This is a genomic window from Emergencia timonensis (assembly GCF_900086585.1).
In the GTDB taxonomy this organism is placed as follows: domain Bacteria; phylum Bacillota; class Clostridia; order Peptostreptococcales; family Anaerovoracaceae; genus Senimuribacter; species Senimuribacter timonensis.
The window spans coordinates 1,234,228-1,260,021 of record NZ_FLKM01000009.1; the positions used below are offsets into that span (position 1 = coordinate 1,234,228).

The 25,794-nt window shown below is 43.3% G+C and carries 33 protein-coding genes; 27 read left to right on the top strand and 6 right to left on the bottom strand.

All coding sequences use genetic code 11. The features are described from left to right. Positions 1–13: 13 nt before the first annotated feature. Genes BN6539_RS16755 through BN6539_RS16765 form a run of 3 tightly spaced genes read right to left on the bottom strand, consistent with a single transcriptional unit; the run spans position 14 to position 2,144 of the window. Positions 14–1,399, bottom strand: coding sequence for an FtsK/SpoIIIE domain-containing protein (locus BN6539_RS16755; RefSeq protein WP_000813488.1), 1,386 nt, complete (start codon positions 1,397–1,399; stop codon positions 14–16). A gap of 28 nt (positions 1,400–1,427) precedes the next feature. Beyond that, positions 1,428–1,814, bottom strand: a complete 387-nt coding sequence (locus tag BN6539_RS16760) for a YdcP family protein (protein ID WP_000985015.1) — start codon at positions 1,812–1,814, stop codon at positions 1,428–1,430. Between the two features lie 15 nt (positions 1,815–1,829). Continuing rightward, positions 1,830–2,144 carry a YdcP family protein gene (locus BN6539_RS16765; protein WP_000420682.1) on the bottom strand — a complete coding sequence of 105 codons (315 nt, stop codon included), beginning with the start codon at positions 2,142–2,144 and terminating at the stop codon, positions 1,830–1,832. A gap of 305 nt (positions 2,145–2,449) precedes the next feature. Here BN6539_RS16765 and BN6539_RS16770 point away from each other — a divergent pair, with 305 nt between their 5' ends. From BN6539_RS16770 to BN6539_RS16885, 25 genes are all read left to right on the top strand, one after another. Then, positions 2,450–2,923: a hypothetical protein gene (locus BN6539_RS16770; RefSeq protein WP_067541092.1), complete on the top strand. Its 474-nt coding sequence runs from the start codon at positions 2,450–2,452 to the stop codon at positions 2,921–2,923. A gap of 68 nt (positions 2,924–2,991) precedes the next feature. Next, positions 2,992–4,350: an allantoinase AllB gene (gene allB, locus BN6539_RS16775; RefSeq protein ID WP_187375524.1), complete on the top strand. Its 1,359-nt coding sequence runs from the start codon at positions 2,992–2,994 to the stop codon at positions 4,348–4,350. 17 nt (positions 4,351–4,367) lie between these two features. Beyond that, complete coding sequence (locus BN6539_RS16780; RefSeq protein ID WP_067541099.1) at positions 4,368–5,582, top strand: M20 family metallo-hydrolase; 1,215 nt, start codon at positions 4,368–4,370, stop codon at positions 5,580–5,582. A gap of 108 nt (positions 5,583–5,690) precedes the next feature. Then, positions 5,691–6,725 carry an AraC family transcriptional regulator gene (locus tag BN6539_RS16785; RefSeq protein WP_067541101.1) on the top strand — a complete coding sequence of 345 codons (1,035 nt, stop codon included), beginning with the start codon at positions 5,691–5,693 and terminating at the stop codon, positions 6,723–6,725. A gap of 248 nt (positions 6,726–6,973) precedes the next feature. Continuing rightward, a complete protein-coding gene (locus tag BN6539_RS22460) occupies positions 6,974–7,147 on the top strand; it encodes a hypothetical protein (protein WP_156524186.1) in 174 nt (57 codons plus the stop codon). 275 nt (positions 7,148–7,422) lie between these two features. Continuing rightward, positions 7,423–7,671 carry a hypothetical protein gene (locus BN6539_RS23245; RefSeq protein ID WP_067541103.1) on the top strand — a complete coding sequence of 83 codons (249 nt, stop codon included), beginning with the start codon at positions 7,423–7,425 and terminating at the stop codon, positions 7,669–7,671. Next, positions 7,668–8,114, top strand: coding sequence for a hypothetical protein (locus BN6539_RS16795; protein ID WP_067541106.1), 447 nt, complete (start codon positions 7,668–7,670; stop codon positions 8,112–8,114). Before BN6539_RS23245 ends, BN6539_RS16795 begins: the two co-directional genes overlap by 4 nt. Then, the gene (locus BN6539_RS16800) at positions 8,114–8,758 is read left to right on the top strand and encodes a chloramphenicol acetyltransferase (protein ID WP_067541108.1); all 645 of its coding nucleotides are present in this window, start codon (positions 8,114–8,116) and stop codon (positions 8,756–8,758) included. Before BN6539_RS16795 ends, BN6539_RS16800 begins: the two co-directional genes overlap by 1 nt. Positions 8,759–8,836: 78 nt before the next feature. Then, on the top strand, positions 8,837–9,394 hold the full coding sequence (locus BN6539_RS16805) for a hypothetical protein (protein WP_067541110.1): 558 nt from the start codon (positions 8,837–8,839) through the stop codon (positions 9,392–9,394). A 25-nt stretch (positions 9,395–9,419) separates the two neighbouring features. Further along, positions 9,420–10,313, top strand: coding sequence for a fumarylacetoacetate hydrolase family protein (locus BN6539_RS16810; RefSeq protein WP_067541111.1), 894 nt, complete (start codon positions 9,420–9,422; stop codon positions 10,311–10,313). Between the two features lie 298 nt (positions 10,314–10,611). Then, positions 10,612–11,514: a GNAT family N-acetyltransferase gene (locus BN6539_RS23135; protein WP_082907575.1), complete on the top strand. Its 903-nt coding sequence runs from the start codon at positions 10,612–10,614 to the stop codon at positions 11,512–11,514. A gap of 22 nt (positions 11,515–11,536) precedes the next feature. Beyond that, the gene (locus tag BN6539_RS16825; RefSeq protein ID WP_330385102.1) at positions 11,537–12,001 is read left to right on the top strand and encodes a GNAT family N-acetyltransferase; all 465 of its coding nucleotides are present in this window, start codon (positions 11,537–11,539) and stop codon (positions 11,999–12,001) included. A 43-nt stretch (positions 12,002–12,044) separates the two neighbouring features. Further along, positions 12,045–12,530: a signal peptidase II gene (locus BN6539_RS16830; RefSeq protein WP_067541115.1), complete on the top strand. Its 486-nt coding sequence runs from the start codon at positions 12,045–12,047 to the stop codon at positions 12,528–12,530. Further along, a complete protein-coding gene (locus tag BN6539_RS16835) occupies positions 12,527–12,943 on the top strand; it encodes a DUF3788 domain-containing protein (RefSeq protein ID WP_330385103.1) in 417 nt (138 codons plus the stop codon). Before BN6539_RS16830 ends, BN6539_RS16835 begins: the two co-directional genes overlap by 4 nt. A gap of 271 nt (positions 12,944–13,214) precedes the next feature. Continuing rightward, positions 13,215–13,367 carry a GNAT family N-acetyltransferase gene (locus BN6539_RS23025; RefSeq protein WP_242869429.1) on the top strand — a complete coding sequence of 51 codons (153 nt, stop codon included), beginning with the start codon at positions 13,215–13,217 and terminating at the stop codon, positions 13,365–13,367. 227 nt (positions 13,368–13,594) lie between these two features. Beyond that, positions 13,595–13,999, top strand: coding sequence for a hypothetical protein (locus tag BN6539_RS16840; RefSeq protein WP_067541117.1), 405 nt, complete (start codon positions 13,595–13,597; stop codon positions 13,997–13,999). Positions 14,000–14,071: 72 nt separating this feature from the next. Beyond that, positions 14,072–14,821 (top strand): nucleoside phosphorylase, encoded by a 750-nt coding sequence (locus BN6539_RS16845; protein ID WP_067541122.1) that lies wholly within the window; start codon positions 14,072–14,074, stop codon positions 14,819–14,821. 159 nt (positions 14,822–14,980) lie between these two features. Beyond that, on the top strand, positions 14,981–15,280 hold the full coding sequence (locus BN6539_RS16850; RefSeq protein ID WP_067541124.1) for a YciI family protein: 300 nt from the start codon (positions 14,981–14,983) through the stop codon (positions 15,278–15,280). Between the two features lie 38 nt (positions 15,281–15,318). Further along, the gene (locus BN6539_RS16855) at positions 15,319–15,684 is read left to right on the top strand and encodes a VOC family protein (protein ID WP_067541126.1); all 366 of its coding nucleotides are present in this window, start codon (positions 15,319–15,321) and stop codon (positions 15,682–15,684) included. A 47-nt stretch (positions 15,685–15,731) separates the two neighbouring features. Further along, positions 15,732–16,475, top strand: a complete 744-nt coding sequence (locus tag BN6539_RS16860; RefSeq protein WP_067541128.1) for a class I SAM-dependent methyltransferase — start codon at positions 15,732–15,734, stop codon at positions 16,473–16,475. A 67-nt stretch (positions 16,476–16,542) separates the two neighbouring features. Further along, on the top strand, positions 16,543–16,917 hold the full coding sequence (locus BN6539_RS16865) for a GNAT family N-acetyltransferase (RefSeq protein WP_148484500.1): 375 nt from the start codon (positions 16,543–16,545) through the stop codon (positions 16,915–16,917). A 27-nt stretch (positions 16,918–16,944) separates the two neighbouring features. Next, complete coding sequence (locus tag BN6539_RS16870; RefSeq protein WP_067541130.1) at positions 16,945–17,439, top strand: YncE family protein; 495 nt, start codon at positions 16,945–16,947, stop codon at positions 17,437–17,439. Positions 17,440–17,455: 16 nt separating this feature from the next. Continuing rightward, positions 17,456–18,211, top strand: a complete 756-nt coding sequence (locus BN6539_RS16875) for a DUF5058 family protein (protein WP_067541135.1) — start codon at positions 17,456–17,458, stop codon at positions 18,209–18,211. Positions 18,212–18,227: 16 nt separating this feature from the next. Next, positions 18,228–18,902, top strand: coding sequence for a hypothetical protein (locus BN6539_RS16880; RefSeq protein WP_067541138.1), 675 nt, complete (start codon positions 18,228–18,230; stop codon positions 18,900–18,902). After that, positions 18,899–20,335: a M20/M25/M40 family metallo-hydrolase gene (locus BN6539_RS16885; protein ID WP_067541140.1), complete on the top strand. Its 1,437-nt coding sequence runs from the start codon at positions 18,899–18,901 to the stop codon at positions 20,333–20,335. Before BN6539_RS16880 ends, BN6539_RS16885 begins: the two co-directional genes overlap by 4 nt. Before the next feature lie 11 nt (positions 20,336–20,346). On the opposite strand, the gene BN6539_RS16890 is transcribed toward BN6539_RS16885, so the two are convergent. Next, positions 20,347–21,216 carry a LysR family transcriptional regulator gene (locus BN6539_RS16890; RefSeq protein WP_067541142.1) on the bottom strand — a complete coding sequence of 290 codons (870 nt, stop codon included), beginning with the start codon at positions 21,214–21,216 and terminating at the stop codon, positions 20,347–20,349. 135 nt (positions 21,217–21,351) lie between these two features. Here BN6539_RS16890 and BN6539_RS16895 point away from each other — a divergent pair, with 135 nt between their 5' ends. Further along, entirely contained in the window at positions 21,352–22,305 is a 954-nt protein-coding gene (locus BN6539_RS16895; protein WP_067541144.1) for a DMT family transporter, read from the top strand. Next, positions 22,283–22,771 (top strand): prolyl-tRNA synthetase associated domain-containing protein, encoded by a 489-nt coding sequence (locus BN6539_RS16900; protein ID WP_067541146.1) that lies wholly within the window; start codon positions 22,283–22,285, stop codon positions 22,769–22,771. The genes BN6539_RS16895 and BN6539_RS16900 overlap by 23 nt, the downstream gene beginning before the upstream one ends. A 318-nt stretch (positions 22,772–23,089) precedes the next feature. On the opposite strand, the gene glnA is transcribed toward BN6539_RS16900, so the two are convergent. Continuing rightward, entirely contained in the window at positions 23,090–24,514 is a 1,425-nt protein-coding gene (gene glnA / locus BN6539_RS16905) for a type I glutamate--ammonia ligase (protein WP_067541148.1), read from the bottom strand. 101 nt (positions 24,515–24,615) lie between these two features. Then, the gene (locus BN6539_RS16910; RefSeq protein WP_067541149.1) at positions 24,616–25,542 is read right to left on the bottom strand and encodes a LysR family transcriptional regulator; all 927 of its coding nucleotides are present in this window, start codon (positions 25,540–25,542) and stop codon (positions 24,616–24,618) included. Positions 25,543–25,794: the final 252 nt, after the last annotated feature.

Consider the following 25,794-nt stretch of genomic DNA (forward strand, 5'->3'; position numbering starts at 1 on the left):
CCAGCCAGCAAGATCAGTCCACACCTGCGACTTCCGCTTCGCACGTCGCCTGCGTGGACTGTCTGCTGTTGGATAACTTTTTAATTTCCTCCAAGAAATCATATCCTTTTGGTACAAGGGGAGTATAAAACTCTGATATGACACTTGTTCCTACATCAACATAGCCACGACCTTTGATTCGCTTTAAGAAGAAATCCTTTTGTACGTCACTGCCAAACATCATGCCATAGCCCATTTCAGACATACGACCTAAAGCCACTCTGAAATTAAACTGATCACGGATTCCGTCGCCTAAATATTTTGCGTCTGGACGTTGACAAGCCAGTATTAGAAAGAAGCCAGCTTGACGACCTAACATGACAATCTGTTTCAGCTTATTCATAACTGCGGTGTTTTCTTTTGTTCCCAGCATTTCCATGAAAGCGACGTATTCATCAAAGATTAAGAAGTGTGCCGGGAGACCTAAGTAAGCATAATTTTTGCCAGTCTTATAGTTCTTCATCTGCTTCATTTCCTCACTACGTTTCATCATTTCTTCATAGAATGTTTCAATGCAAGAAAGCAAGTCTTCTTTTCTATAGTAGACATTTGCCATCACAGAACCTAAGTCCGCAAGATCAGCATTTTTCGGGTCAAGAATATACAGTTTTGAATCTGTATGAAGCAAGGCTTCAATCAGTGTCAGTATAAAGTAAGTTTTACCGCCACCTGTACCACCAGCAATCAACATATGAGGGAGCTTATCATATTCCCACCATACGTTTTTCATTAAGCGAAGTTTACCATCTTTAGCTTCTACTTCATCAATAGAAATACGACTGGCTATGGTGTCATAGAGCAAAGTATATTCCACATAGGAATCCTTTAACTCTTTATCCGTCAGCTCACAGTACAAGCCACTCTCTAATTTCTTTTCCAAGTGTAAGAGTTGGTCTTGATATTTTCCCAGCGTGATTTCCACCCGTATCTGTATCAAGCCATTTTTAAGTCGATAATACATTTTAGGGAAGTAGGTTATCTTTTCCTTTGTACGACCAGCACTATCTTTAAAGAAACCCTCTGTTTTGACCTGTTCAGATTCATACCACTTGTTTTCAAGTATCATCTTTGCCAGTTTTTGACGGTGGTAAAGTTGTTTAACCGTATCATAGCGAACCCGTTTGAATACAAACGCTACCAGCAAGCAGATAAGAATTGCGACACTGAAACTGATAATTAAATAGGGAATGTCAATCTTATCTGCTTGTGATAGGTTAAAATCCTGCCAGTTGATCTGCTGGATTGTCTTCACATGAAACAGTCCGACAACCAGCAGGAAAACAGGCAGGAGTGACGCTATCGTAAAATGAAAGACTAAATCTTTACCAGATGGGCGAATCCTTTTACCACGCTGTTTCATGCGAAAAAGTCTCCTTTCTACCTAGCGACTATTTGTCTTGTGTCGGTTCTTTCTTTGCTTGTGGTTGAGCTTTGAATGAACTAGAATCCTTTGTCAGCACAATATCGTCTGCCTTGATATACCAGTCAACATCTGCTCCTTGATAGGTGGCAGTAGCAACGGTGTCCGCAATGGGATTGATAAGTTCCACCCGTGCGTTATAATCAAACTCTTTCAAAGGCACGCTGGCAGGAATACTTACTTGAATCATGCGTCCTTGTCCTTTGGATTTTAAGTCATAGGTACGTTCCTTGATTTCATCTGAAACCGACCCGTCTTCATTTTGGATTCTCACTTCACGACGTAGAGCAGAGAATTTCAATTCTCCAAAAGTCGTGTCTTTATCTAATACAATGCCATTTGCTAATCTCATCATTTTTCCTCTCTTTCTTTATTCTTTTATCATGTCGTCAGCATGTAAAAGGTAATTTGTAAAACCACGAGTGCCGATTTTGTAGCCCTCTGCGGTAATACGTGGATTGACTAACTTCACACGTTCCTCAAAGCCGAAATGTTTTTCGCCAGCTTCAGCAGGAAGCACCACCACAATATCATCTGCTCTTTGAACATCAGAATAGAGATTATAGCTTCTTGATAAGACAGTTAGCCGTCCGTTGATTCTTCGCTGAACGACTTTATCCTCGCCAGCAAATTCTAAATTGCCGAATGTTTTTTCCATGTTGGGAATCACAAATTTAAGTTCCATATTTTTACCTATCCTTTCTTTTTTATTGGCTGAATGAATGTTTGATGGTCTTAAAGAGTGGGGAACGACCTTTTGATTCTTGATTTTTTGTTTTCATAAGTTCACTTCCTTTCAAAATCGGGTAAAAAAATAGACACCTCATTTTTTGAAGTGTCTACCTATTAAATATTCAAATTTTATTGGAAGTATCTTTATATCTTCACTTTTCAAGGATAAATCGTCGTATCAAAGCTCATTCATAAGTAGTAAATTAGTAGTAAATTGAGTGGTTTTGACCTTGATAAAGTGTGATAAGTCCAGTTTTTATGCGGATAACTAGATTTTTATGCTATTTTTCTATTAAAAAAATCATTGTAGATGGAACAAAGCTGCTGATCGGTATCTATCTTGCGACATTCCCGATTGTCTTCGCATGGGGAATTCTGGCATGCAGTTTGGTGGAGTATACACCGATTTTCGAATGGGTTTCCTATCCATTTGGCTTCTTTATGGACGTTCTTGGTGTCGAAAACGCTTTTGAAGCGGCTCCGGCTGCCATCGTTGGGTTCATCGACATGTTTATTCCGGCGTTGCTTGCAATCAATATCCCATCGATAGCTACAAGATGGATGATTGCGGTATTGTCTTTGGTACAGATCATATTTATGACAGAAGTAGGCGTGCTGGCAATGCAGACAGATGCGGGACTGAATGTAAAAAATTTATTGATCATTTTCCTGGAAAGGACGATCATTGCGATTCCAATTATCGTGTTGGCTGCGCATTTTGTATTTGCATAGCGATATTGAGAAGAGGACTCGGGAATTAACCAATGAGTTGAAATATGATAGAAAGAGAGAATTTTGATATGAAATATGATTTATTATTGAAAGGTGGGCAGGTCTTTACAGAAGGCAGATTGCAGGAGGCAGACATTTATGTAAAAGATGGAGTGATTGCACAGATTGGAAAGGATCTTGAAAAGGCGGATGCGGAAAAAGTTTTAACAGTGGACGGAGATTATGTGCTGCCTGGATTCATCGATCCCCATGTGCATTTGAACGATCCGGGATTGACCAACAGCGAGGATTTTTACACGGGGACATGTGCAGCCGCAGCAGGAGGCGTCACGACTGTTTTGGAGCATCCGCTCACAGCACCTCTTCCTGCAACAGAAGATGCCTTTGTCAGCAAAAGAAAAATTGGTGAGAGCAAGGTTGTTGTAGATTTTGCGTTGTTTGGGGCATGTGCACCTGACAATGAAAGGTCGATGAAAAAAATTATTGATAGCGGCGCCGCTGCATTTAAGACATTTCTGCCGTATTCCTCAGAAATACCGATGCTCAGTGATAATCAGGTATTGGATAAGATGCGCTTTCTCAGTGATAAAGATATCGTGTTGGCGATTCATTGCGAGAATAACGATATTGTTGAGAAGTCTACTGCAAGGATGCAGGAACTGGGGAAAACAAAATTTAGCGATTATCCTGATGGAAGACCGGCGATAGCGGAGATTGAGGCGGTTTCAAGGATGTGTCTCTTTGCAAAAGTTACGGGATGCAAAATCAATATTGCCCATTGTTCTCTGGCTGAGGCAGTCGATGTCGTGGAACAAAACAAACGAGAGGGAGTAAACGTCTCTGTAGAAACTTGTCCGCAATATCTGTTGTTCGATCGCAGTACCTTGGACAGTTGGCGGGAGTTTTCCATCTGCAATCCGCCGGTTCGAGAAGCGGAAGATGTGGAAAACCTCTGGAACCGTTTATTCGATGGGAAGATAGACTGGGTATGCAGCGATCATTCCACCTATACTATTGAAGAAAAGATGGCAGGTGGAGGAAATCCTTTTGGCACGCCGGCTGGCATAGCGGGAATTCAGCATACTTACCAGCTTCTTTTCTCTGAAGGGGTAGTCAAAAGAGGCCTGCCTTTAGAGAAATTTGTAGAACTGTCCAGCAGTAATGCGGCGAAGAGGTACAGGCTTTATCCGCAAAAAGGCTTGATTGCTGTTGGAGCAGATGCGGACTTCGCGATTTTGAATCCGGATAAGGAGTGGATCATTCGAAAAGAAGATTTAAAGCAGATGATAAAGTGGACGCCGTATGACGGCATGACGCTGAGAGGAAAGGTGGAAAAGACCATAGCAAACGGCAGAGAAGTATATGACGGAGAGGACGTCCTTGCCAGACCTGGAAGCGGCAGATACCTCACGCCGCTTCCAGAATGAGAGGAGATGAATAGAAGATGGATATAGAAAAAGAACTCACCTGGATAGAGAATGCGATTGAGGAACTTTCGAAGACAGCAGAGAAGGATGGAATCAGTTGGAGGGCGTCATATACGCCCGAAGATCAAAAAGGGACGGAGCTTCTGAAAGCGTGGATGGAAGAGAAAGGGTTTTGTACTTATTTTGATGAAGTGGGGAATCTTTTCGGCAGGATAGCAGGAAAGAAAGAGGAAGTGATTTTGACCGGCTCCCACAGAGATACCGTAAAAAATGGCGGAAAATATGATGGAGCGCTGGGCGTCATTACGGCGATAGAAGGTATCAGTGCGCTGTACCAAAAATATGGACGGCCGGAGAAAACCGTAGAAGTCGCCGCGTTCTGTGAAGAGGAGGCTTCCAGATTTCCTACAGGATTTATCGGAAGCTCAGGGATTACCGGAGAGTTGAGCGAAAAGGATTTGAATGAGAAGGATGATGATGGAATAACTGTGAAGGAGGCAATGGAAGGAGCAGGCTATTATAAAGAAGGGGTTTTGCCCCAAAAAAGAAGCGACATCCTAAGGACGGTAGAATTGCATATTGAACAGGGAAATGTTCTCGAATATCAAAAAAAGGACCTGGGTATCGTAACATCCATTGTCGGAGTACATCAGGGATATCTCTATTTTGAGGGTCATCAGAATCATGCAGGAACGACCCCCATGAGCATTAGGAACGATCCCGTACCGGTTGCGGCAGAGTTGATATCCAAAATGTCAAAGTGGGCAGACGCAAAGGAGGATCGCGTTGTCTGCACCTTTGGCAGCATGAGCTTGGAACCGGGGGAAGCAAATGTCATTCCAGGCGCTATGAAAATCACCTTTGATATCAGGTCTGTTGACCAATCGCTGTTGGAAGAGGCGGAAGCACTGATCGCTTATCTGAAAGCGGCCAATGGGGAGAAAATTAAAATTGGAATTGAATATTTGGTAAAGGATGATCCGATCAGAATGGACGATGAGGGAATCGCCATCATGCAGAAGATTGCCGATGAAGAAAAGTATGCCTATATGCTGATCGATAGTGGGGCTGGGCATGACTCTCAGTTGTTTGCAAGATATTTTAAATCTAATATGATATTTTTGCCGAGTAAGGATGGGATTAGCCATTCTCCAGAAGAATTTACAGATATTAGGCGGTCTGCGGACGGATATCGGTTGCTGAAGGCATACATGAAAGAGTTGGCATGGTAGAAATTGGTGCAGACGAAGGCAAGTTGATTGTATTTGAATTTCTATCGTAGTATGCTAAAATAGAATCGTTCTATTTGATGATAGATGTATACTTGAAGGAGCAAGAAGATGGTGAAAGAGTATTACGACATATGTAAGTTTGGCTGTTTAAGCATAAAAAGTACGCCTTTTCATGTTCTGCAAGGGTTGGCAATTATCATGATCATCGAGGGCGAGTTAAAATTTACTACAGTAGGAAACACGACAATGCTGACAGAAGGACAGATTGAGATTATAAATGTAAAGGAGCCTGTGAAGTTAGAGGCTGTGGCAGACGAATGCAGATTATGGTTTCTCTATTTTGAAAGAATCTTTGTGGATTCCATTCGAGATGACTTTGAATACGTCCTTTATAACTGCAATGAAGGGAACTTTTTTGGAGTAAAAGCAAGTAAAGAGCAGATTGATCTGCTGAAACGCAAATTTCTTGCGATGCTGACAGCAGGGGAAGAAGGAGAAAACTCGATTACGATTGAAAAAATGGCAAGAGATATCTTAGAGTTTATCTGGCCTAATTTCAACGTAGTGGAATATATGTTTGCGGATAAAACCGAGAGCGGAGAACGATTCAAAGATATCAGTATCTATATGTTTAAAAATATAGAGAAAAAGTTTTCTTTAGGAAATATTGCTCAAAATGTATACCTCAGTGCGCCTTACCTTTCCAGGGAGTTTTCTCTTAACTTGAAGAAAACCTGCAGCGAAATCATCAATTACTATCGGACGATCAATGTAGTCATTCAACTGATCGATACAGATAAGACACTATCATATATTGCGGAAACCAGTGGGTTTTCATCGACGACCTATTATAATAAGGTGTTCTTAAAATTCCTGGGTTGTTCACCATCTAAATTTCGCGCCGCAAACAAGAATCAGCGATTTCATTATGTGGTTGAACCGCTGAAACTGCAAGAATTAGAGAATGTGCTCAGTTATATGAGACAAAAGGAAATAGCTGGAAGAAATGTAACGATCGCATACTCTGCAGACAGAGAAACCTTTGAGGAACAACTTGTAAATGACGGAGAAGAGCAAAGGGAATATACAATTAAAGTGACTTTAAATCCAGGAGAATCTCTGCGTATTGTAAAGAAAATATAGAGAAACTGGCGCTGAGACTGCGTACTGATATGGGAAGGATTCATCAGTACGCAGTCTTTTATATTGATTAATATATAACTGATCAAAAAAGAACATTTATTATGTAGCACAACAGAATCAGAAAAAGGTGAGGGAAAGGACTGCGGCGGCTGCTCGCTTTTTTCCCTATCCCTGCGGGGAAAAATGCTGTTGATTTTGCCATAGCAGTGCGGGCAGGCCGTTTTACAGCAATAGCGGAAGAAGCAATCGTGTATTTAGTGAGCCAGGACAAGGATTTTCAGTCAATTGCAAGTGCGGTGAAGAGAGAAACATATGCAGATTTTCAATTGAGAAAGATCGAGAACGTATTGCAGGGTTACAGCAAATACCCGAGGGATTACGAACCTGCAGGCCATATATCAATTGCTGCTGGAGGAGTTTAGCCGCGAGGCGGGAAAAGCATTTTACCAACGGACAAAAGAACTGTTTTACGCGCAGTTCTAGTTCGCTGTGAAGTGTAAAAGAGAACATAAGCAATATGGTGGAGGATTAGCCACTCTCTGTAGATTGGCAGAAAGATTATGGGGAAACGTGGTTTGATAACTAAACGGTAAAGAAAAACAATTGCACAGCCACTTCTTAATCTGTATAATAGTAAGCAGCTATATATTTTATTTAATTTAAAGCGTACATACTGCCATATTTTCTCTTTGTCATTTTGATCGGTTCCACTGCCTCCGCATGGGGAAATAACCTGTGGCTGATTGTTTCAGTAGCCGTGACCCTTGCAATCATGGCCTTTGGCGTTGCAGGTGTTATGGAAAAGGTGAACGAAGTGATGATGGCTGCATTATTTGGACTGTTTATTTTGCTGGGAATCTATATCTTCACCCTGCCAGGCGCAGGAGACGGCTACAAATACATATTTACACTGAACCCAAAGGGTCTGCTGAAACCGGAGTTTTGAATCTTCGCCTTTGGACAGGCGTTCTGCCACTTTCTATCGCGGGCAACGGAACAGTGATTTATGGTTCCTACCTGGGCGAAAACGAAAACGTGGTGAAATCAGCGAAGAACATCGCTGTATTTGATACTATTGCTTCTATGTTGGCGGCTTTGGCCATCATCCCAGCGATGTCAGTAGGCAGAGCGGCGCTGGATACCGCAGGACCGGGGCTGATGTTCATCTACCTGGTAAATGTATTTAACGGTATGTTGGCGGGCATCATGTTCTTCTACGTGGCAGGAAAAGAGTATTCCGAAAAAGCGGTCAATGAAGGTGCAGGCAAACCCATTGAACCGTGGTTTGTAATCATGGGAAAATTTATATTTGTTCCGCTGGCCCTCATCGCTCTGATTGCAGGGGCAATTTTGGCGGAATCGGCTAATCAATCTGAAAGGGGAAGATAATGAGTACGTGGAAAAAAATAGATGTGGAGAACTGGACTCGCCGAGAGCATTTTGAGTATTACACAAAAATACTCAAAGTTCAATATAATATGACTGCCAACATCAAGGTGGAAAAACTGCTGGACTACTGTCATCAAAACGGAAAAAAGTTCTATGCGTCGCTGCTTTATCTGGTGTCAAAGACCGTAAACAGCATTGACAATTTTAAGATGTTTCAGGATAAAGAGGGCAATTTGTGCATCTGGGATCATGTAGTGCCAAACTATACGATTTTTCACGACGACGATAAGACCTTCTCCGACTGCTGGACGGACTATGACGAAGATTTTGAAACATTCTATCAAAACATCACTTCTGACATGGAAAAATATAAGGATGTAAAAGGCATTAAAGCGCGGAAGGATCAGCCTGAAAATTTCTACTGCGTTTCCGCTGCGCCGTGGACTACGTTTACAAGCTTCAACAGCAGGATCGTCGGCGGAGGTCTGCAGTTTTTCCCGGTCATAACTATGGGAAAATATGAACGAGCAGGAGAACATATCCTGCTGCCAGTAAACCTCAACGTCATCCACGCTGTTTGCGACGGCTACCATGCGGGGCTATTCTTTGAAACCCTGCAGCAGGAGATAGATGCGCTGGGATGAATGATAATAGATTGCCAACTGTATGATAAAGGAGAATTTACCAGTGAGTTTGTAATAAGAAGCATAAGGAGGTTTTTCATGGAGATAGAACAGTTTGTAATGGCATACAGAGCAGATCACGAAAAGATCAAAGCATTACTGGGTCAGGGTTATTCGTCCCTTCGTCCTGTTCTGCGAATCAACATAGAAATCATACACGACGAAAGCAAAGGAACTTATGTGAGGATCGAACACAACACGCCGGCAGCATCTCAAGGTAAAAGGGGCTGGCTCAATCTGAACGTATGGGAAAGCCCATGCACAGAGATCGACTATGCCGACGAAGACAAGCACTTTGGTGAACCGACGCCAGGAGCCGAAGGGAAGACCAAAGGTTTGACAAGGATATTTCGAACTGATTTTCTGAACATAGAATTTACCGGCGTGGGTATCGAAGGCGGCTGTCCGGCCGAAGGCGACAATGACGGTTGTTTCTATATTGAAGAGGAGAAGACGACTTTCGTCCCATCTGAAAAAATCACTTCACGTAAAGAATACTGTGACTGTGCATTTTCGTGGACAAAGCCAGTCACTGAAGCCATGGGGATTCCGCCAGAAGAGTTGCTGGGTGCCTACAAGGTGACTTTTGAGCGGTAATGCATGACGAGAAAGGAGCAGAAGTATGAGATTTCTTACATATAAATATGGAGAAAAGACGTTCCTTGGCGTATTGACAGAGGATGGGGCGAAGGTGTTGGAACTGTCAAAGATTCTGCTGGGGACAAGCAGCAAAACCATGATAGAGTTTATCGACGGTGTTTCTAATGCGGACCTCGATGCGGTCAGGGAAACGCTGGACGGCGATGCTGACCATAAGGGCATTCCCCTGGCACAAGTGAAGCTGCTGGCTCCCATTACCAGACCGATTCACGATATCCTCTGCGTGGGCGTCAATTACAAAGAACATCTGGAAGAGACGAAGCGGTGGCTGGGAGATGAAAATTTTCAAAAACCGCCAAAGTCCATCTATTTCTCAAAGCGGGCAGTGGAGATCATCGGACCGGGAGCAGATATCGTTAGCCGTATGGATTTGGATGAAGAACTGGACTACGAGGTGGAACTTGCCGTGATCATCGGCAAGAAGTGTAAGGATGTAACCCGTGAAGAGGCAGAGGATGTGATCTTCGGTTACTCTGTCTTCAATGATATCTCGGCTCGCACTCTGCAGCGGGATCATCAGCAGTGGTCGCGGGGCAAAGGGCTTGATACCTTTTCCGCTATGGGTCCTGTCATAGTGACCAGGGATGAAATGCCGTTTCCAATCGAGGTGGATGTCATCAGTTCTGTGAACGGAGAAGAACGGCAGCATTCCAACACGGCGCTGTTTCTCAATGACATTCCGGGCATCATTGCAGACCTTTCTGCTGGCACGACGTTGGAACCGGGAGATATCATCGCCACAGGCACACCGTCAGGCGTTGCCCTGGGCATGAAGGAACCCAAGTTCATGAAACCGGGCGACTGTGTCACGGTTGAAATCCCTCAAATAGGCAAACTGACCAATTATGTGATCTGAAAAATAACTGATATTAAGCTGTAAGTCTTGATGACAGAGATTTGCAGTTTTTTTGATGCAGCAATGATATTGTGAATTTTGCCGTTTATCTCAGATAATCTATGGCAAGGAGACAAATAATCTGATAGAATAACTCTAAAGCAAAAAAGAGAAGTGAGAAACGATCAACAAAGAATAAGAATGGGAGAATACTTAATACGGCGAAAACAGCTGGGAACAACAGCAGGCCAGGGAAAAGAAGTTACTGATTTCGCAGTTTGTTAAAAAGTATGAGTGGTTTTGATATAAAGACAGAGAAATGATGATTAGAGAATACCGAGAGACGGATTGTGCAGAGTTGGCAGAGCTGTTCTATCATACAGTTCATACAGTGAATGCAAAAGATTATACAGAAGAACAATTAGCTGCATGGGCAACAGGCAAGGTGGATTTGAAAAAATGGAATCAAACTTTTCAAGCGCATCACACTGTAGTTGCAGTTGAGAATAAAGTGATAGTTGGCTTTGGCGATATAGATAAATGTGGCTATCTCGATCGCTTGTATGTTCATAGGGATCACCAACAAAAAGGCATTGCCACGGCTATTTGTGATGTATTGGAGCAGGCAGTTACTGAAAATATTATTACTCATGCGTCTATTACAGCAAGGCCGTTTTTTGAAAAAAGAGGCTATAGGGTGATCAAAGAACAGCAAGCGGAACGACAGGGGATTATGCTTACAAACTATGTCATGGAAAAAACGATGAACGACTATGAGATCATACGCCTTTTGGACAATCCTGAAATAAAAGAGCAGGCAGCACAGTGGTTCCACGAAAAATGGGGAATACCTTTAGAAGCATATGCAGAAAGCATGGAGGAATGTCTGGCTAAAAGGAAAGCCGTTCCTCAGTGGTATGTGGCAATGGATGACAGGCGAATTATCGGCGGGCTGGGGGTCATTGAGAATGATTTTCACGACAGAAAAGACCTTACCCCAAATGTTTGTGCTGTTTATACAGAGGAAGATAAGCGCTGCAGCGGGATTGCCGGTGCTTTGCTAAAATATGTGTGTGCAGATATGAAAGCGCACGGCATTGATACATTATACCTTATAACCGATCACAGTTCTTTTTATGAAAGATATGGATGGAAATTCCTTTGCATGGTACAGGGAGATGGGGAACCTGATATGACAAGAATGTATATTCACAGAGGGTAACATGGATTATATGATACGAGAAATGAAAAAAACAGAATATCCTTTGCTCAGTGATTTCCTGTATGAAGCGATATACATTCCGCAGGGGGTAGAAGCGCCGCCCAGATCCATCATAGAAAGCCCCGAACTGCAGGTCTATGTGGAACACTTTGGGACAAGACGAGCAGACTACGCCTTAGCAGCAGAGGTGGACAGCAAAGTGATAGGAGCCGTCTGGGTTCGGGTCATGAACGACTACGGCCACATTGATGCGGATACGCCGTCCCTTGCGATTGCCCTTTATAAGCCTTATCGGGGACATGGCATCGGAACCGCTTTGATGGAATCAATGCTTACCCTCTTAAAAGAGAAAGGTGAGAGCGGCGTCTCTCTTTCCGTGCAAAAAGCCAACGATGCGGTCAGAATGTATCAGCGACTTGGGTTTCAGATCGTCGATGAAAATGAAGAAGAATACCTTATGATGAACGAGTTAAACAGGAGGTGTTGATATCCAAAAGTTTAAATCCTTAATAATCCCTGTCCTATGTCTGATGTTGGCGGATCAGATAATTAAAATGGTGATTCATCTAGCATATATGGAGGAACAATTTTATATACTAAAGAATTTAGTAAAGTTTAGCCCGCAGTTAAACACGAAGCTATCGTGGGCTGGAAACTATATCGAGATCTTTGCAAATCCAGTGGTGACCATTTTATTAAATTTGATTCTTCTCTTTGTTTTTTTATCGGGATATTTATTATATAAATCGAAGAGAAAGCAGACGGGGGTTTCGATAAAAGTAATCATGATTTGTGGAATTGCAGGCTGCTTATGCAGTTTGATCGATAAACTGTTTTGGGGAGGCAGCTTAGATTATCTGCAGATAAAAGACCTTTTTGTTTTTGATCTGAAGGATTGTTACCTTACCGTTGCAGAAGTTGTATTTGTTGTAGTTGGATTCGTGCACAGCAAAGAGATATCAGTGAAAGAGTATGTGTCTTTTTGCTTTCATAAGTTAAGAAAGGAGCGTTTATGATGCTTGAGAAAATACCTACCGCAGATGAGATGACGACGTTAGTCGGACAAGATTTATATGATGTCTGGCAGAAATTGTGTACTGCCATTGATGAAAAGTACGATATGGAGTGTCTTTGGAACAAAGGCGGCAAGGCGTGGACTTACGAATACAAATACCGCAGGGGCGGAAAAACGTTATGCGGGCTGTATGCAAGAGAACATTGCGTAGGATTTATGATTATCTTTGGAAAAGATGAGAGAGCAAAAGTGGAAGCAGTCAGAGAGAAACTTTCGAAAGAAGTCCAAGTGGTTTATGATGAAGCCAAAACCTACCACGATGGAAAATGGGTCATGTTCGAGCCGGTCGATACCTCCATGTTCGACGATTTCCTTCAATTGCTGGCAATCAAAAGAAGGCCAAACCGGAAGTAGCGATCAGGCTTGCTACAGCTTTGGCGGATAAGGCGCACAGCAGGCTTTTGTATTAGACGGAGGGTTTACATTGAAAAAAATAATGAAGTCATTTACCTTCTGGTGTCTGATCCTATCTGTTATATGGCATTGTTTTTGATGGATTAAAAATGCTATTTCGTAAATTTAACCGAAAAAAGCAAGCGGATTGATGTGATACGCCTTCTCGAAATCGTAAAAGGACAATTAGAAAAAACAGAAAAAATCCAAACGATTATTTGTGGCATAGTTTTTGGTTCGCAAAAGCGATCGAGTTGTTATTGGCTCTGCCGATTTTAAGGATATTCCCAATGAGGCTCAAGAAGTTGAAATCGGCTATGGGCTGGGAAAAGATTTCGAGCACAATGGGTATATGACAGAAGCGGTGCAGGCCATGTGCAAGTGAGCTTTATAACAAGTAAATGTGTCCCATATCATCGCGGAAACGGACATTGACGGGTTTGCCTCACAACACATCTTGCAGCGCTGCGGTTTTGTAGAAAAAAAGCGGGAAGAAATCATTTGGTGGCGACTATGAATATTTTGCTGAATGGGTCTGTTTGGGAAGCATGCATTTAACGGAGAAAGCGAAGCAGGATAAATTAAAATTGGTTGAGGGAGCAAAGAGAGATAATGAACGATAAATTAAAGCCCAAAAAAGTAACTAAAATTGTATATAATTGTTTGATTTTATTTGCTGCTATACTAGCATTCATACGTTGGATGAATGCCTTTAATAGTGGCATAGTAGTTATTAATGCTGAAATAAATTCTCATATTTCAAATTTTGCATTAAGTTTGGTGTTCTATTTAGGTGTTGGCTTTCCTTGGATTTTGCAAGAAAAGACATTTAATAAAATAATATTATTGGGCTTGTTCATTATTATTGCAAATGTTATATGCGAAACAGTAATGGGTTTTATGAACACAACGGATATCCTAGATGCAATATATGGTATAGTTGGAACTTTAATAGGTTTTTGTTACTTCTTAGTGATAAATAAATACGGACTAGAAGTGGTTCATGACGAAAGTTAAACTGGAAAATTAGGATTTATTGGGTTGAGTCAGTAAAACGGATGCCCATTGAATCAGAAAGGATATAAGCGTATGATTACGGATTCATTTGACAACATAACTGAGCCTGTATTTACATTGAAGGATTTTTATGGGGAGAAGAAAAAGATGCTCGATACCTGCATCATCATTTTTTCCATTGAAATCTACGAGACAGTTCTGACTACTTTTTTATGCTCAAAAATCACGGAAATCAATGCACCAAATGGAGCTGTTCCAATTTATAAATTCAGCTACAAAGGAAAGGAAATTGCCTTCTATTTATCTGCAATCGGCTCTACAGGGACATCTGAGTATTGTATTGAGGCAAACTGGCTGACTGGCGCTGAGAAGTTTATCATGTTTGGCTCGGCAGGAAGTCTCAATAAAGAAAAAACTCAAGGGAAATTTGTTGTTCCGACAGAGGCATACAGAGACGAAGGCATGTCCTATCATTATGCGCCGCCAAGTGATTACATTGAGATTCAAAACCACGAAAAGATCGCCGCTATTTTTGAGGAACGGCATTTCCCTTATGTGAAAGGAAGGGTATGGACTACAGATGCATTTTTGCGTGAAACAGCAGGGCAGGTTGCTATGCGACAGAAAGAAGGCTGTATTGCGGTGGAAATGGAACTGGCAGGAGTACAGTCCGTTTGTGATTACTATGGCTTTGCTTTATATGATTTTCTTGTAACCGGGGATGTGTTATCGGAAGAGAAGTACGAGGTGGAAAGTTTCAACGATGCCAATCACAATTTGGATAAATTCTATATCGCTTTGGAGATTGCGAAACGAATTTAATCCGTATATCCATATAGATTCTTTTGGATAGGAAAGATTAATAAATTTTAGGACGACTTCTCATTTATTGAACTGTTTAAAGTTTAGCTTCTTGGTAAAGGATGCCATAGGAAGAGAATGGGAAATCAACAAACTGGAAATTTTGGAGGAGATTTGAATATGGAAAAATCGATGTACATGATGATGATTGAGAAGAGCAAGACCTACAATAGAATCACAAAAAAAGTGGTTGAAGAACATGTTGCGAACATAAGAAAATTAGATGACGAGGGTAAGCTGGAAATATGCGGAGTGTTTAAAGGATATCCGGGGGTGGCAGGCATGTACATCTTGAAGGTGGAAAGCCGCGAGGAAGCTAAGGAACTTTGCGATGGTGAACCATTGGTTGCTGGAGGATATGCAACATACAAGCTGATAGAGTTTTTTGCTGCAAATCGGGAAAACAATTATTTACTCTAATAGAAAATGATCAAATTAGAATCAGATGAGGTGAGAAGATGATAACGGGATATTATTGTACAAATATTTTTTCTGAACGAGCGAAAGAACTGATAGATTTCTATAGAGAGGTATTAGAAATACCCTTTATTAAGACAGATGTGGATGAATCAAATGGGGTTTATCTTGGCTTTTTAGAAGACGCACCAACTCTTTGTATATGGGATTGTAAAGTGTTTGATGTACAGCCGACGGGACATCAATCATTTGTTTTTCAAACAGATAATCTCGATGTAACGATGGAAGGCTTGAAGAAAAAAGGGGTTGCCCTGTCAGAAGCCATAAGGTATGAGTGGGGAACTTATGAAGTTCGCTTAAACGATCTTGATGGAAATGAGATAGTAATAACAGAGTTTCATTTATAATTCCAGTTTTCTGAGCAGATTGATAAAAGGAAAGGGATTAGAAAAGCATGAAAGATACTTATGAAAAATTCGCATTCGATTATGATGAATTTGGTTCTATTGAAAATTATTTAGGAGATGAGAAGAATTTTTTCAGTAGGTTGTTCAATGAACACAATGTCAAGACAGTCTTAGACTGTGCCTGCGGAACAGGGCAGCATGTATATATGTTATCGCAGTTGGGATACCAGGTTTGGGGGTCTGATTACTCTCAATCCATGCTGAAAATGGCAGAAAAGAATTTGTCTGCGCGTGGGTATGAAATACCATTGAAGCAGTGTGACTTTCGTTATTTAGAAAAGGAGTTTGATGACCGCTTTGATGCAATTGTATGCTTAACTACATCGTTACCTCATTTACATACGGATGAAGATCTGCTGTTGGCAATTCGATCGATGAAAAACAGGTTGAAGGAGAACGGCCTGCTGATATTTACATCGGGAACAACGGATTACACCTTGTCATTACCTCCTATTGAAGTCGTCATAAATCGAGAGGATTTCTCGAGGATATTTGTGAAGGCGCACGATGACCGTTTTCAGACTATCCATATCATAGATTTGTATCACAGTTTGCAGCGTATGGAAGAAAATCAATATGATATTGTATATCGTATTTTATTAGACAATGACTATCAAAGGTTGTTATCTCAAGCCGGATTCACAGACATCGAAATATATGGTGATTATGATAGAAACCCTTACGATGCAGGCAGCATGCGACTGATTGTCATAGCCAAGCAGACGAACTAGGAATGGAGTACGGTGGCCTGGCTACATAAAGCAATGCTTGTAAATTTGATAATAAGAGGTGTAATCAATGATGAACTACATAGTAAACGATCAAAGTCTCGATGCGGTGGTGTTTATACCCTTCGCCAACAAAATTTGGCCGGGAGATTACGATCTCGACAAAACACAGACCGCATTATCGAAAACACAGAATATAACGGCATATGATGGCAAGACGTTGGTAGGTGTCTTGCGGATACTGACAGACGGATATTTTTTTGGAACCATTACAGAACTTCTCGTCCACCCGGAGTACCAAAAACAGGGAATCGGCAGCAGACTTCTACAGCTTGCCAAAGATAATACCCCGACTATGCTATATTTTGGCGCACAGCCGGGGCTGGAAACGTTCTATGAGAAAAACGGCTGTCAAAAAAGCCTGCAGTCCTACATGATTAAATAATATAATAAACCCTTTATGGAGGATATCATGAAGAGCAAAACGCAAGAAAAGACATATACAAAATGGAAAACGGAATTCCACTATGAGGACAAAGTCTTCTTTTCCTTGACAAGTAATACCTTTCTTGTTCAAATGACAGGCGGCAGTGTTATCATAAAGGATCTTCGTACCGGAAATGAAATAAAGAGGTTTAAAGGATATAATTACCTATATACTGGTGATGTAAAGCCTGATGAATCTGAATTATTTGCGCTAGAGAATGGAAAACATTTTTACATTTTCTCGTTAGAAGATTATTCTGTAAGAAAGCGCGTGACACTTCCAAGGAATTATGAATCGATAGACGTTTGTGGTATGTATTCCGCTGATGGCGCGTATCTATATGTACCAATTCAGAAATATGAAAAAGAAGCGTATGGGTATTGGTTATGCAAATATGAGACGGAGTCATATTCATTGCTTGGGATGGAACGCATTTCGGATATCGAGGAATTTAGTTGGCCTCAGTGGTGGGTTATATAATGGAGGATCATAAGAAATGAACATATTACATCAACTGAACAGTATCCCTATCTACGTTATCTGCGGCAGCATCATCGCGTTTGTCGCTGCACTATGCGTCATCTTCATGGTGCGGGCTTATCGCGCAGGGCTTGCCATGGGAATGGACAAGGCAAAAATGAAGCGGGTCATCACTTCCAGCGCCACCTTTTCTCTGCTGCCCAGTGTAGGGATTTTGCTGGGTGTCATCGCCTTGGCAGGAAGTCTCGGTACGCCGTGGCCGTGGCTTCGCTTGTCGGTCATCGGCGCCCTTCACTACGAAACCCAGGTGGCGCAGGCCGCGGCAGAACAGGTAGGCATGGCGGAGCTGTCGGTGAGCCAGATGACGGCCTCCGGCTTTTCTACCATCGCCTTGCTCATGAGCATCTGCATCATGTGGGGCATGATTCTGTCGGTCCTATTCAACAAAAAATACCTGAAGAAGCTGGGAAGCGGCGCCAAAGACAGCGCCGGCGGCGCAGGCTTTGGTGACAGCGCCATGACTGCCATGTTCATCGGATTGGTTTCCGCTTATATTGGCAGCTACATCGGGGGCTTTGTTTCCGGCAACGGCATGTTTTCTTTTGCTGGCAGTTTCCTGCCGCTGATCGTGGTAGCAGTTTCCGGCTGCGTCATGGCAGGCTTTGTCTATCTGGCGGAGAAAAAGAATATGGCATGGGTCGAAAGCTTTTCTATCGCCTGCAGTATGCTCATCGGCATGGCTGCAGCCGTGGTCGTCAAGCTGTTTATATAGAGAGGAGAAGAACAAAATGGAACGCAATTCTTTTGAACAATATAATTCCCGCACCCACACCATCGGGCGCATCAGTTCAGTTATCGTTCTGGTCATGCTGGTAGGCGCGCCGTTTTTGATGGGGATGGTTCTCGGCGCATCGCCTGATCTGGGCGCAGTGGCAAAAGCATTCCTATCTGTCGGCCTGGTTTGGACGGTGAGCAGCGTGGTAGAGTTTCTGATCTACACGCCCATGCTGGGCGCAGGCGGCGGTTATCTGGCATTCATCACGGGGAACCTGATTAACATGAAAATACCTTGCGCGGTCAACGCGAGAGATATCGTGGGAGCAAAAACGGGAACGCCGGAGAATGAGATTATCTCCACGCTTTCTATTGCGACCTCTTCCCTGGTGACGATTCTCGTACTGGCTCTGGGGGTGCTGCTTCTGGTTCCGCTGCAGCCGATCCTGCAGAGCCCTGCCTTGCAGCCTGCCTTTGAAAACGTGGTGCCGGCCCTTTTCGGCGCTATGGCTTATAAATATTTCCGGGGAAATATGAAAATCGCCGCCGCTCCCCTGGTGGTCATGGGACTGCTCTTTATTCTAGTGCCGTCACTTACAAGTTCCACCAGCTTTATGATTATACCGTCGGGAGCCATTGCCATCGCGGTAGCATACTTCTTCTATAAGAAAGGGGGAAGCAGAGAATGAAATACCTTTTGCTGATACCAGCCGCGATCATCGCGCTTTTGCTGATCGCTTTGATGCGGACGCTGCTGACGCCGAAGAAAGCGTCTACCTATACTGCGCCTGCTGATGATGACCGATCCATGATGCTGGCCGAAAAGCTGGCGGAGATGGTCAGGTGTGATACCACGTCCTATCAGGACATGACGGAGCGGGCGCCCTTCGAAGCCTTCCACAAAGTGCTGGAAGCGCAGTTTCCACTGGTTCACCAGAAGCTTGAGCGCACCGTGCTCGACGGAAATCTGCTCTATTACTGGAAAGGGCAGAGCAGAGAAAAGCCTATTCTGCTCATGAGTCACCAGGACGTGGTCCCGGCAGAAGGGGAGTGGAGTTATCCGCCATTCTCTGGGCAGATTGCAGAAGGGAAAGTCTGGGGCAGAGGTACGTCGGACACCAAAGCCTCTCTGATGGCATTTTTCCAGGCAGCGGAAGAATTGCTAGCGCAGGATTACATACCGGCGTGTGATGTCTATCTGGCATCCTCCTGCACAGAAGAGTGGAGCGGCGACGGCGCGCCGAAAATCGTAGAGGAGCTGAAACGCCGCGGCGTAGAATTGTTTCTCGTCTGTGATGAGGGCGGCGGCATTATAACAGAGCCGATCGGCGGCATCAAAGGCAATTACGCCATGGTGGGTGTCTTTGAGAAGGGAAAGGCGGATGTTAAGTTGACGGCCAGGAGCAACGGCGGCCATTCGGCAGCGCCTACGAAGCACACCCCGGTGGAACGTCTGGCTGCTTTTGTGACAGATATCGAAAAACACAAACCCTTCCGGCGCAAATTCCTGCCGGAGGTTTCAGCCATGTTCAAGAGACTTTCGCCCTATGCGCCTTTTGGCCTGAAGCTGGTTATGGGAAATCTCTGGCTCTTTGGACCTTTGATGAAGCCGGTTCTCGGTTCCATCAGTGCCCAGGCAGGGGCAATGCTGCAGACTACCATCGCTTTTACCATGCAGTCGGGATCGGATGCCTACAACGTGCTGCCACAGGAAGCGACCCTGGGCGTAAACTTACGCTTCATTCCCCATCAAGGCATGGAAGAAAGCCTATCCATCCTGCGCAAACTGGCGGAGAAACACGGTCTTGAGATGGAAGTCATCAGCGCCAACGATTATTCGAAGCCGGTGGACATCAAAGGGGAGGCCTTTACCCAGGTGGAGCGGGTCATTGGCGAGACATTCCCGGGACTTGCTGTAAGTCCTTACGTCATGACCGGCGCGACAGATGCCTACTATTACCAGGAGATTTGTCCGAGCTGTATTCGTTTTGCGCCGGTCATCTACGGGCCGGAGCAGATGAAGGGCATGCACGGGCTGAATGAGAACATCGAGCATAACTGCCTGCCTGGGGCAGTGGATTTCTATAAGAACCTGATTCAGGGACAGGTGCGCCTTCCATAGCTAAGGCGTACCTACCATTCTAAACCTAAGACATAATCTACAAATGCCTGAGCGGCAAGAGATCCGTTTTCATACGATCTGACGCCAAGTGATATGGGCGTATATGAACCGTGATCAATAGGGATTGCTTTAACTGGAAATCTGCAGTTTTCAGCAATCATTCGCGGATAGATGCCAAATCCTAGATTTTGACTGATCATAGAAAGATTTCCATAATCATTATCTACCGTCATCACCTGATTGAATTTAATACCAAGTTCTCGTGCCATTTTATAGACATAAGGAGCCTCTACTTCCGGGTATCCGATAAATGGGTAATTTTCCATTTCTGCCACGGGAAAGACTGCTTTATCCGCCATAGGGTGATTTTCTGCGACGACCGCTACATCTGGCTCCTCCCTCAGTTTAAACAGCTCTATATCATCAGCTGTATCTGTTGCCAAAAATCCGCAGTCAGCGTCATTCTCCTGTATCATACGGATCCCTTTGGCAGGGCCCTCACACGAAGTCAGCTCGATTTTTATTCCCGGATACTTTTCTTTAAATCCCCGCAAAATGGAAGGCAGCCAGCAGACGATCACTGTATTAAAAGAAATCAATCGAATATACCCTGTCGCAAGTCCTTTCATCCTGTCAATCTGCTCATTTACAGTTTGCTCATAATCAAAAAGTTTCTGCATAAACGGCAGTAGAGCTTCTCCTTCTGGCGTCAGTCTTACACCGCCATATTCTCGTATAAACAGACGAAAACCAGCCTGCTCTTCCATATTTCCAACAATGTAACTGATTCCTGCCGTCGTATACCCCAGTTTTTCTGCAGCTTTTCTATAGCTTCCGAGCTTTGATACTGTAACAAAAACCTCAGCGTTGATTCGCTCCATTTGCTTTTCTCCTTTTGCAAGTGTTAAGTTTTCTTTATTTTTATATAAAGTAACACTGAATTTACTTTATGAGATGGCTATATTATAATATAAGTATAGAAAAATGGAAAGATAATTTCTAAGCATGGTGATAGAATGAAAAATGCAAAAAACATAAAAACTAACAATTTACTAATCGGGTGCTTATGTGCTTTAGCCGCAGAAACCCTTTATGGTCTCAGTTATGTCTTCACGAAGGACGCTACAGAAGATGCAAGTACGCTATCCCTTCTCGGCTGGCGATTTTTTATCGCTTTTGTCGTGATGAGCCTTCTTGCAGTTACGGGCATGATTAAGATAAATCTGAAAGGGAAAAGTATTAAGCCCTTATTAGCCGTGGCAATTTTTAATCCTGTCCTATATCTCATCGGAGAAACGATTGGGATTAGTCACACGACGGCATCAGAGAGCGGGGTTTTTCTTGCGTGTATACCAGTAGCCTCTTTGGCGGCATCCACTTTGATCCTTCATAAGGAACCTACAAAACCTCAAGTTCTCGGAATCTTAATAACGTTAGTTGGCGTCCTTATTACGATATTGGCAGTTGGAGCATCATCAAGTCTTTCGATTGCTGGCTATCTGTGCCTTTTCCTGGGAGTGATCTGTTACGCACTGTACAGTGTATACGTTGAGAAAGCGTCAGATTTTGCTGGTACGGAAATCACTTACGTTATGCTTGTATGCGGCGCAGCAGTATTTACGCTATTAGCTTTTATAGAAGGCTGTGTGAAAGGAAACTTGACTGATGTGCTTCTTTTGCCGTTCCACGATTCAGGGTTTTTGACTGCAATTTTATATCAGGGAATCGGATGCTCTGCCATTGCATTTTTCTTATCAAATATAGCCATTACGAAGATTGGAGTTAATCGCACGTCATCTTTTATCGGTATCGCAACGGTTGTTTCAGCCTTTGCAGGAGCCGTTATACTGAAAGAAGCGTTTACAACATATCAGTCCATTGGCGCGGCCGTTATCATCGCTGGTGTTTATACTGCAAATACGCAAAAACAAGTAGGAGGATTAGAAAATGAATCTGTACAAGAAAGTTGAAGAAACCCTCGCGTCTCTTGAAATCCCCTTTGAAATCGTCGAACATGAACCTGCTCTGACGACAGAACAGGCAGACAGCTTTATTGAAGGGATTGAGGGAGTCCGTACCAAAACCATGTTTCTGACAAACAAGAAAAAGACTGCCTATTATCTTTTGATTATGGACGACCATAAGAGACTGGATATGAGCGCGTTTGGTCAAATTGCCGGGAGCAAAGGCATCAAAATGGCTTCCGGAGATAGCCTTTATGAGAAGATGATGCTTCCGCCAGGGGTGGTTTCTCCTTTCGGACTTCTAAATAATGAGGAGAAAGATATTTCTGTCTACATCGACAAAGAAATCATGAACGAAGAAAGAATGAGCTTTCATCCGAACACCAATGAAAAGACAATCTTCATAAAGACGGCCGATTTGCTGCGGTTTGTCGAGGCGATCGGCTATCAGGTCAACGTGATCGCATTATAACTCAGATCGGAAAGGCAAAATCACGGAATCTGCCATAAAATCCGTTTTTTGATTGTTTTTAGGCAGATTTTTCATTTTAAAAAAGAGTTGATTGACATTATTTCCTATAAATGAGAGTGATTTTATATGAGTGTATATTATATGATGTGATACTTATATATAAAATCAGTGCTTTTTTCGTGTGAATTTACGTGTACAGCCTGTCAGAACTCCTAAAATGAGTCTGCTGGAATCAAAAAGTGCCAGAAATGTACTTAAAACAGCGCATTTCTGGCACTTTTGATGATTTAGAATAGCAAAGCTTTGGATCAGCTTCAATTATAAGTTGAAATATCTGTCGAATTCACCAGGATGAGGAATGGCTGCCAGCTGCAGGCATTCTTTTCTCTTTAGGGCGATAAAATTTTCTATCAGGTGGAGAGGGAAGACGCCGCCTGCTGTGAGATAATCGTGGTCCGCCTCCAGAGCGTCGAGCGCATCGTCAAGACGGGTAGGCAGCTGGGTCAGCTTTGCCTTCTCTTCATCGGACAGGGAGTAGAGATTCATATCATATGGTCCCCAGCCGTTTTTCTCCGGGTCGATTTTGTTTTTGATGCCGTCCAGTCCAGCCATCAGGATGGCGGCGTAGCACAGATACGGGTTGCAGGTGGCATCCGGGTTACGGATTTCGAAGCGGCGCAGCTCCGGCGTCTTGGCATAAGCCGGAATGCGGATGACGGCGCTGCGATTTGATGTGGCATAACCAACCGTTACGGGAGCCTCAAAGCCTGGAACCAGGCGCTTGAAGGAGTTGGTGCTCGGATTGGTCAGAGCGCACAGGGAGGCAATATGCTTTAGAAGTCCGCCGATGAAGTAGTGGGCTTCTCTGCTGAGGTGGGAGTAGCCTTCATCATCTGAGAAGACAGGCTTTCCGTCCTTGAGCAGGAGCATATGAACGTGCATGCCGTTGCCAGCTTCGCCGTAAACCGGCTTTGGCATAAAGGTCGCGACTTTGCCGTACTTCAGCGCGGTGTTGTGTATGACGTATTTGATCATCATGGAAGCGTCAGCCATCTTTGACATCTGACCCAGCATCGGTTCAATTTCAAATTGACCGGCAGCGCCGACTTCCGGATGATGGTATTTGATTTCGATGCCCATTTTTTCCAGCTCTAAGCACATTTCGGAGCGGCATTCATAAGTGCCGTCAAAAGGTTTTGCCATGTGATAGTGTTTCTGATGGGCGACCACATTGCCCTGTCCCTGGGAGTCACTGTTCCAATAAGCCTGCTCCGTGTCGAGATTGGCGCTGATGTCGTAAGGTTTGACTGACCAGGCAGCATCATCAAACATATGGAATTCGAATTCAGGCAGAATCAGCATCGTGTCTGCAATACCGCTGTCTTTCATATAGTTTTCCGCAGCCCTTACAATGTTTCTCGGATATTGATCCAATGGCCGGTTCTCAGGATAATCGATGATCATCGCATTGCCAGTAATCGACAAAGTGGAAATCTCGCAGTAAGGATCCATCACAGCGGTGTCTAGGTCCGGAATAAAGACCATATCGCTTTTTTCAACGACGGCATAGCCGTAGTTAGATGCATCAAAACCGATGCCGTCCTTCATGGTGTCTACGGTAAACTGAGATGCAGGAATCGTTACATGACGGAACTGACCGTTTATATCGACGATCTTAAAGTCCACCATCTTAATATCCTCTTCTTTTATGAGCTTCATAATATCTTCAGCGGTTCTTTTCATTTTCTACCTCCCCAAAATTTTGGAATTACGGTGCCGTAATGGCCCATGCTAATAGGATAATTCAAAACCATAGCAATTGCAATGTTATTTTGCAGAATTTTCTATTTTATACTATGCTGAAACCCTTCTCTGAATAATTCTATAAATCGCTGCACGGGATGGGTCATGATGCCGTCGCCGTTGGTTATGATGGCGACTTCTTGTTGAGGCGTGCCTGACTGCAGGGCGTAGTAATCTAAGTCGTCGTTAAAAGGGTTCTTTACCGCCATCAGTTCTGTAATCAAAGCGATACCCAGCCCCTGTTTTGCGAGATGATAAGAGGTCTGCACGTTTGAACATTCGATAGAATAGCGGGGAGAAAAGGCTTCTTTTTCGCAGAGAAGGCGCAGCGTTTCTCCCAGAAAGGTGCTGAGGGGCAGGATGATAAACGGAAGCTCTTTTAACTGATTCATGCGGATTCGGGGATAACTCTTTTGCACCTGAGCCTCTGCCTTACCAGGAAAATCAAAGGCCTTTGGGATGGCAAGGAGCAGAAGCTCATTTGCGATAAATTGACTTTTGTATCTGACGTTGTTATGAACGGGGCTGCCGATCATGACGTCAATCTCATTATTTTCCAGCATAGCGAAGAGGCCGTGCTCGTCCTTGCCGTCTTCCAGAGAGATGATGCAGTCAGGGAACTCCTCTAGGATAGAATAGATGAGCTCTGGCATGATCAGCGCGCTCTTTGAGGGGGAGATGCCGATGCGAATGCGCATTCGTGGATTGGAAATGGTATTGTTGATCTTGCGGTTGATCTGTGACTCCGAAAATAGAACTTGTTGGGCGAATTCGATGTACATCTTTCCTGCATAAGTGGGCATGATGGGATAACTTTTTCGATCAAAGAGGGGTGTGCCCAGTTGTGTTTCCAAGGCCTGGATGTTTTGGCTCAGAGTTGGCTGCGAAACATATAGGCTCTTGGCAGCCTTGGTGAAACTGCGCTCTTTCGCGACAGCTACAACATATCTCAAGGTGTTAAAATTCATATCATCTACCTCATTTAGCTTTATTTCTTGCATTGTAGCACACAGCCCTTTCTTTTACAAGGTGATTTCCAATTTAAGGAAATAGACCCTGCAGTAAAGAATCTTTTAACGAAATGTTATAGTTTTTTCTTATGGGTTATTTTGAAAAATGTAAAAAAATAAATCGAAAATATAAATAAATATACAAATAATTTTATAAAAATTAGAAATTACTGCTGAAAATAACGAATTTATTATAAATATTCATAAAAA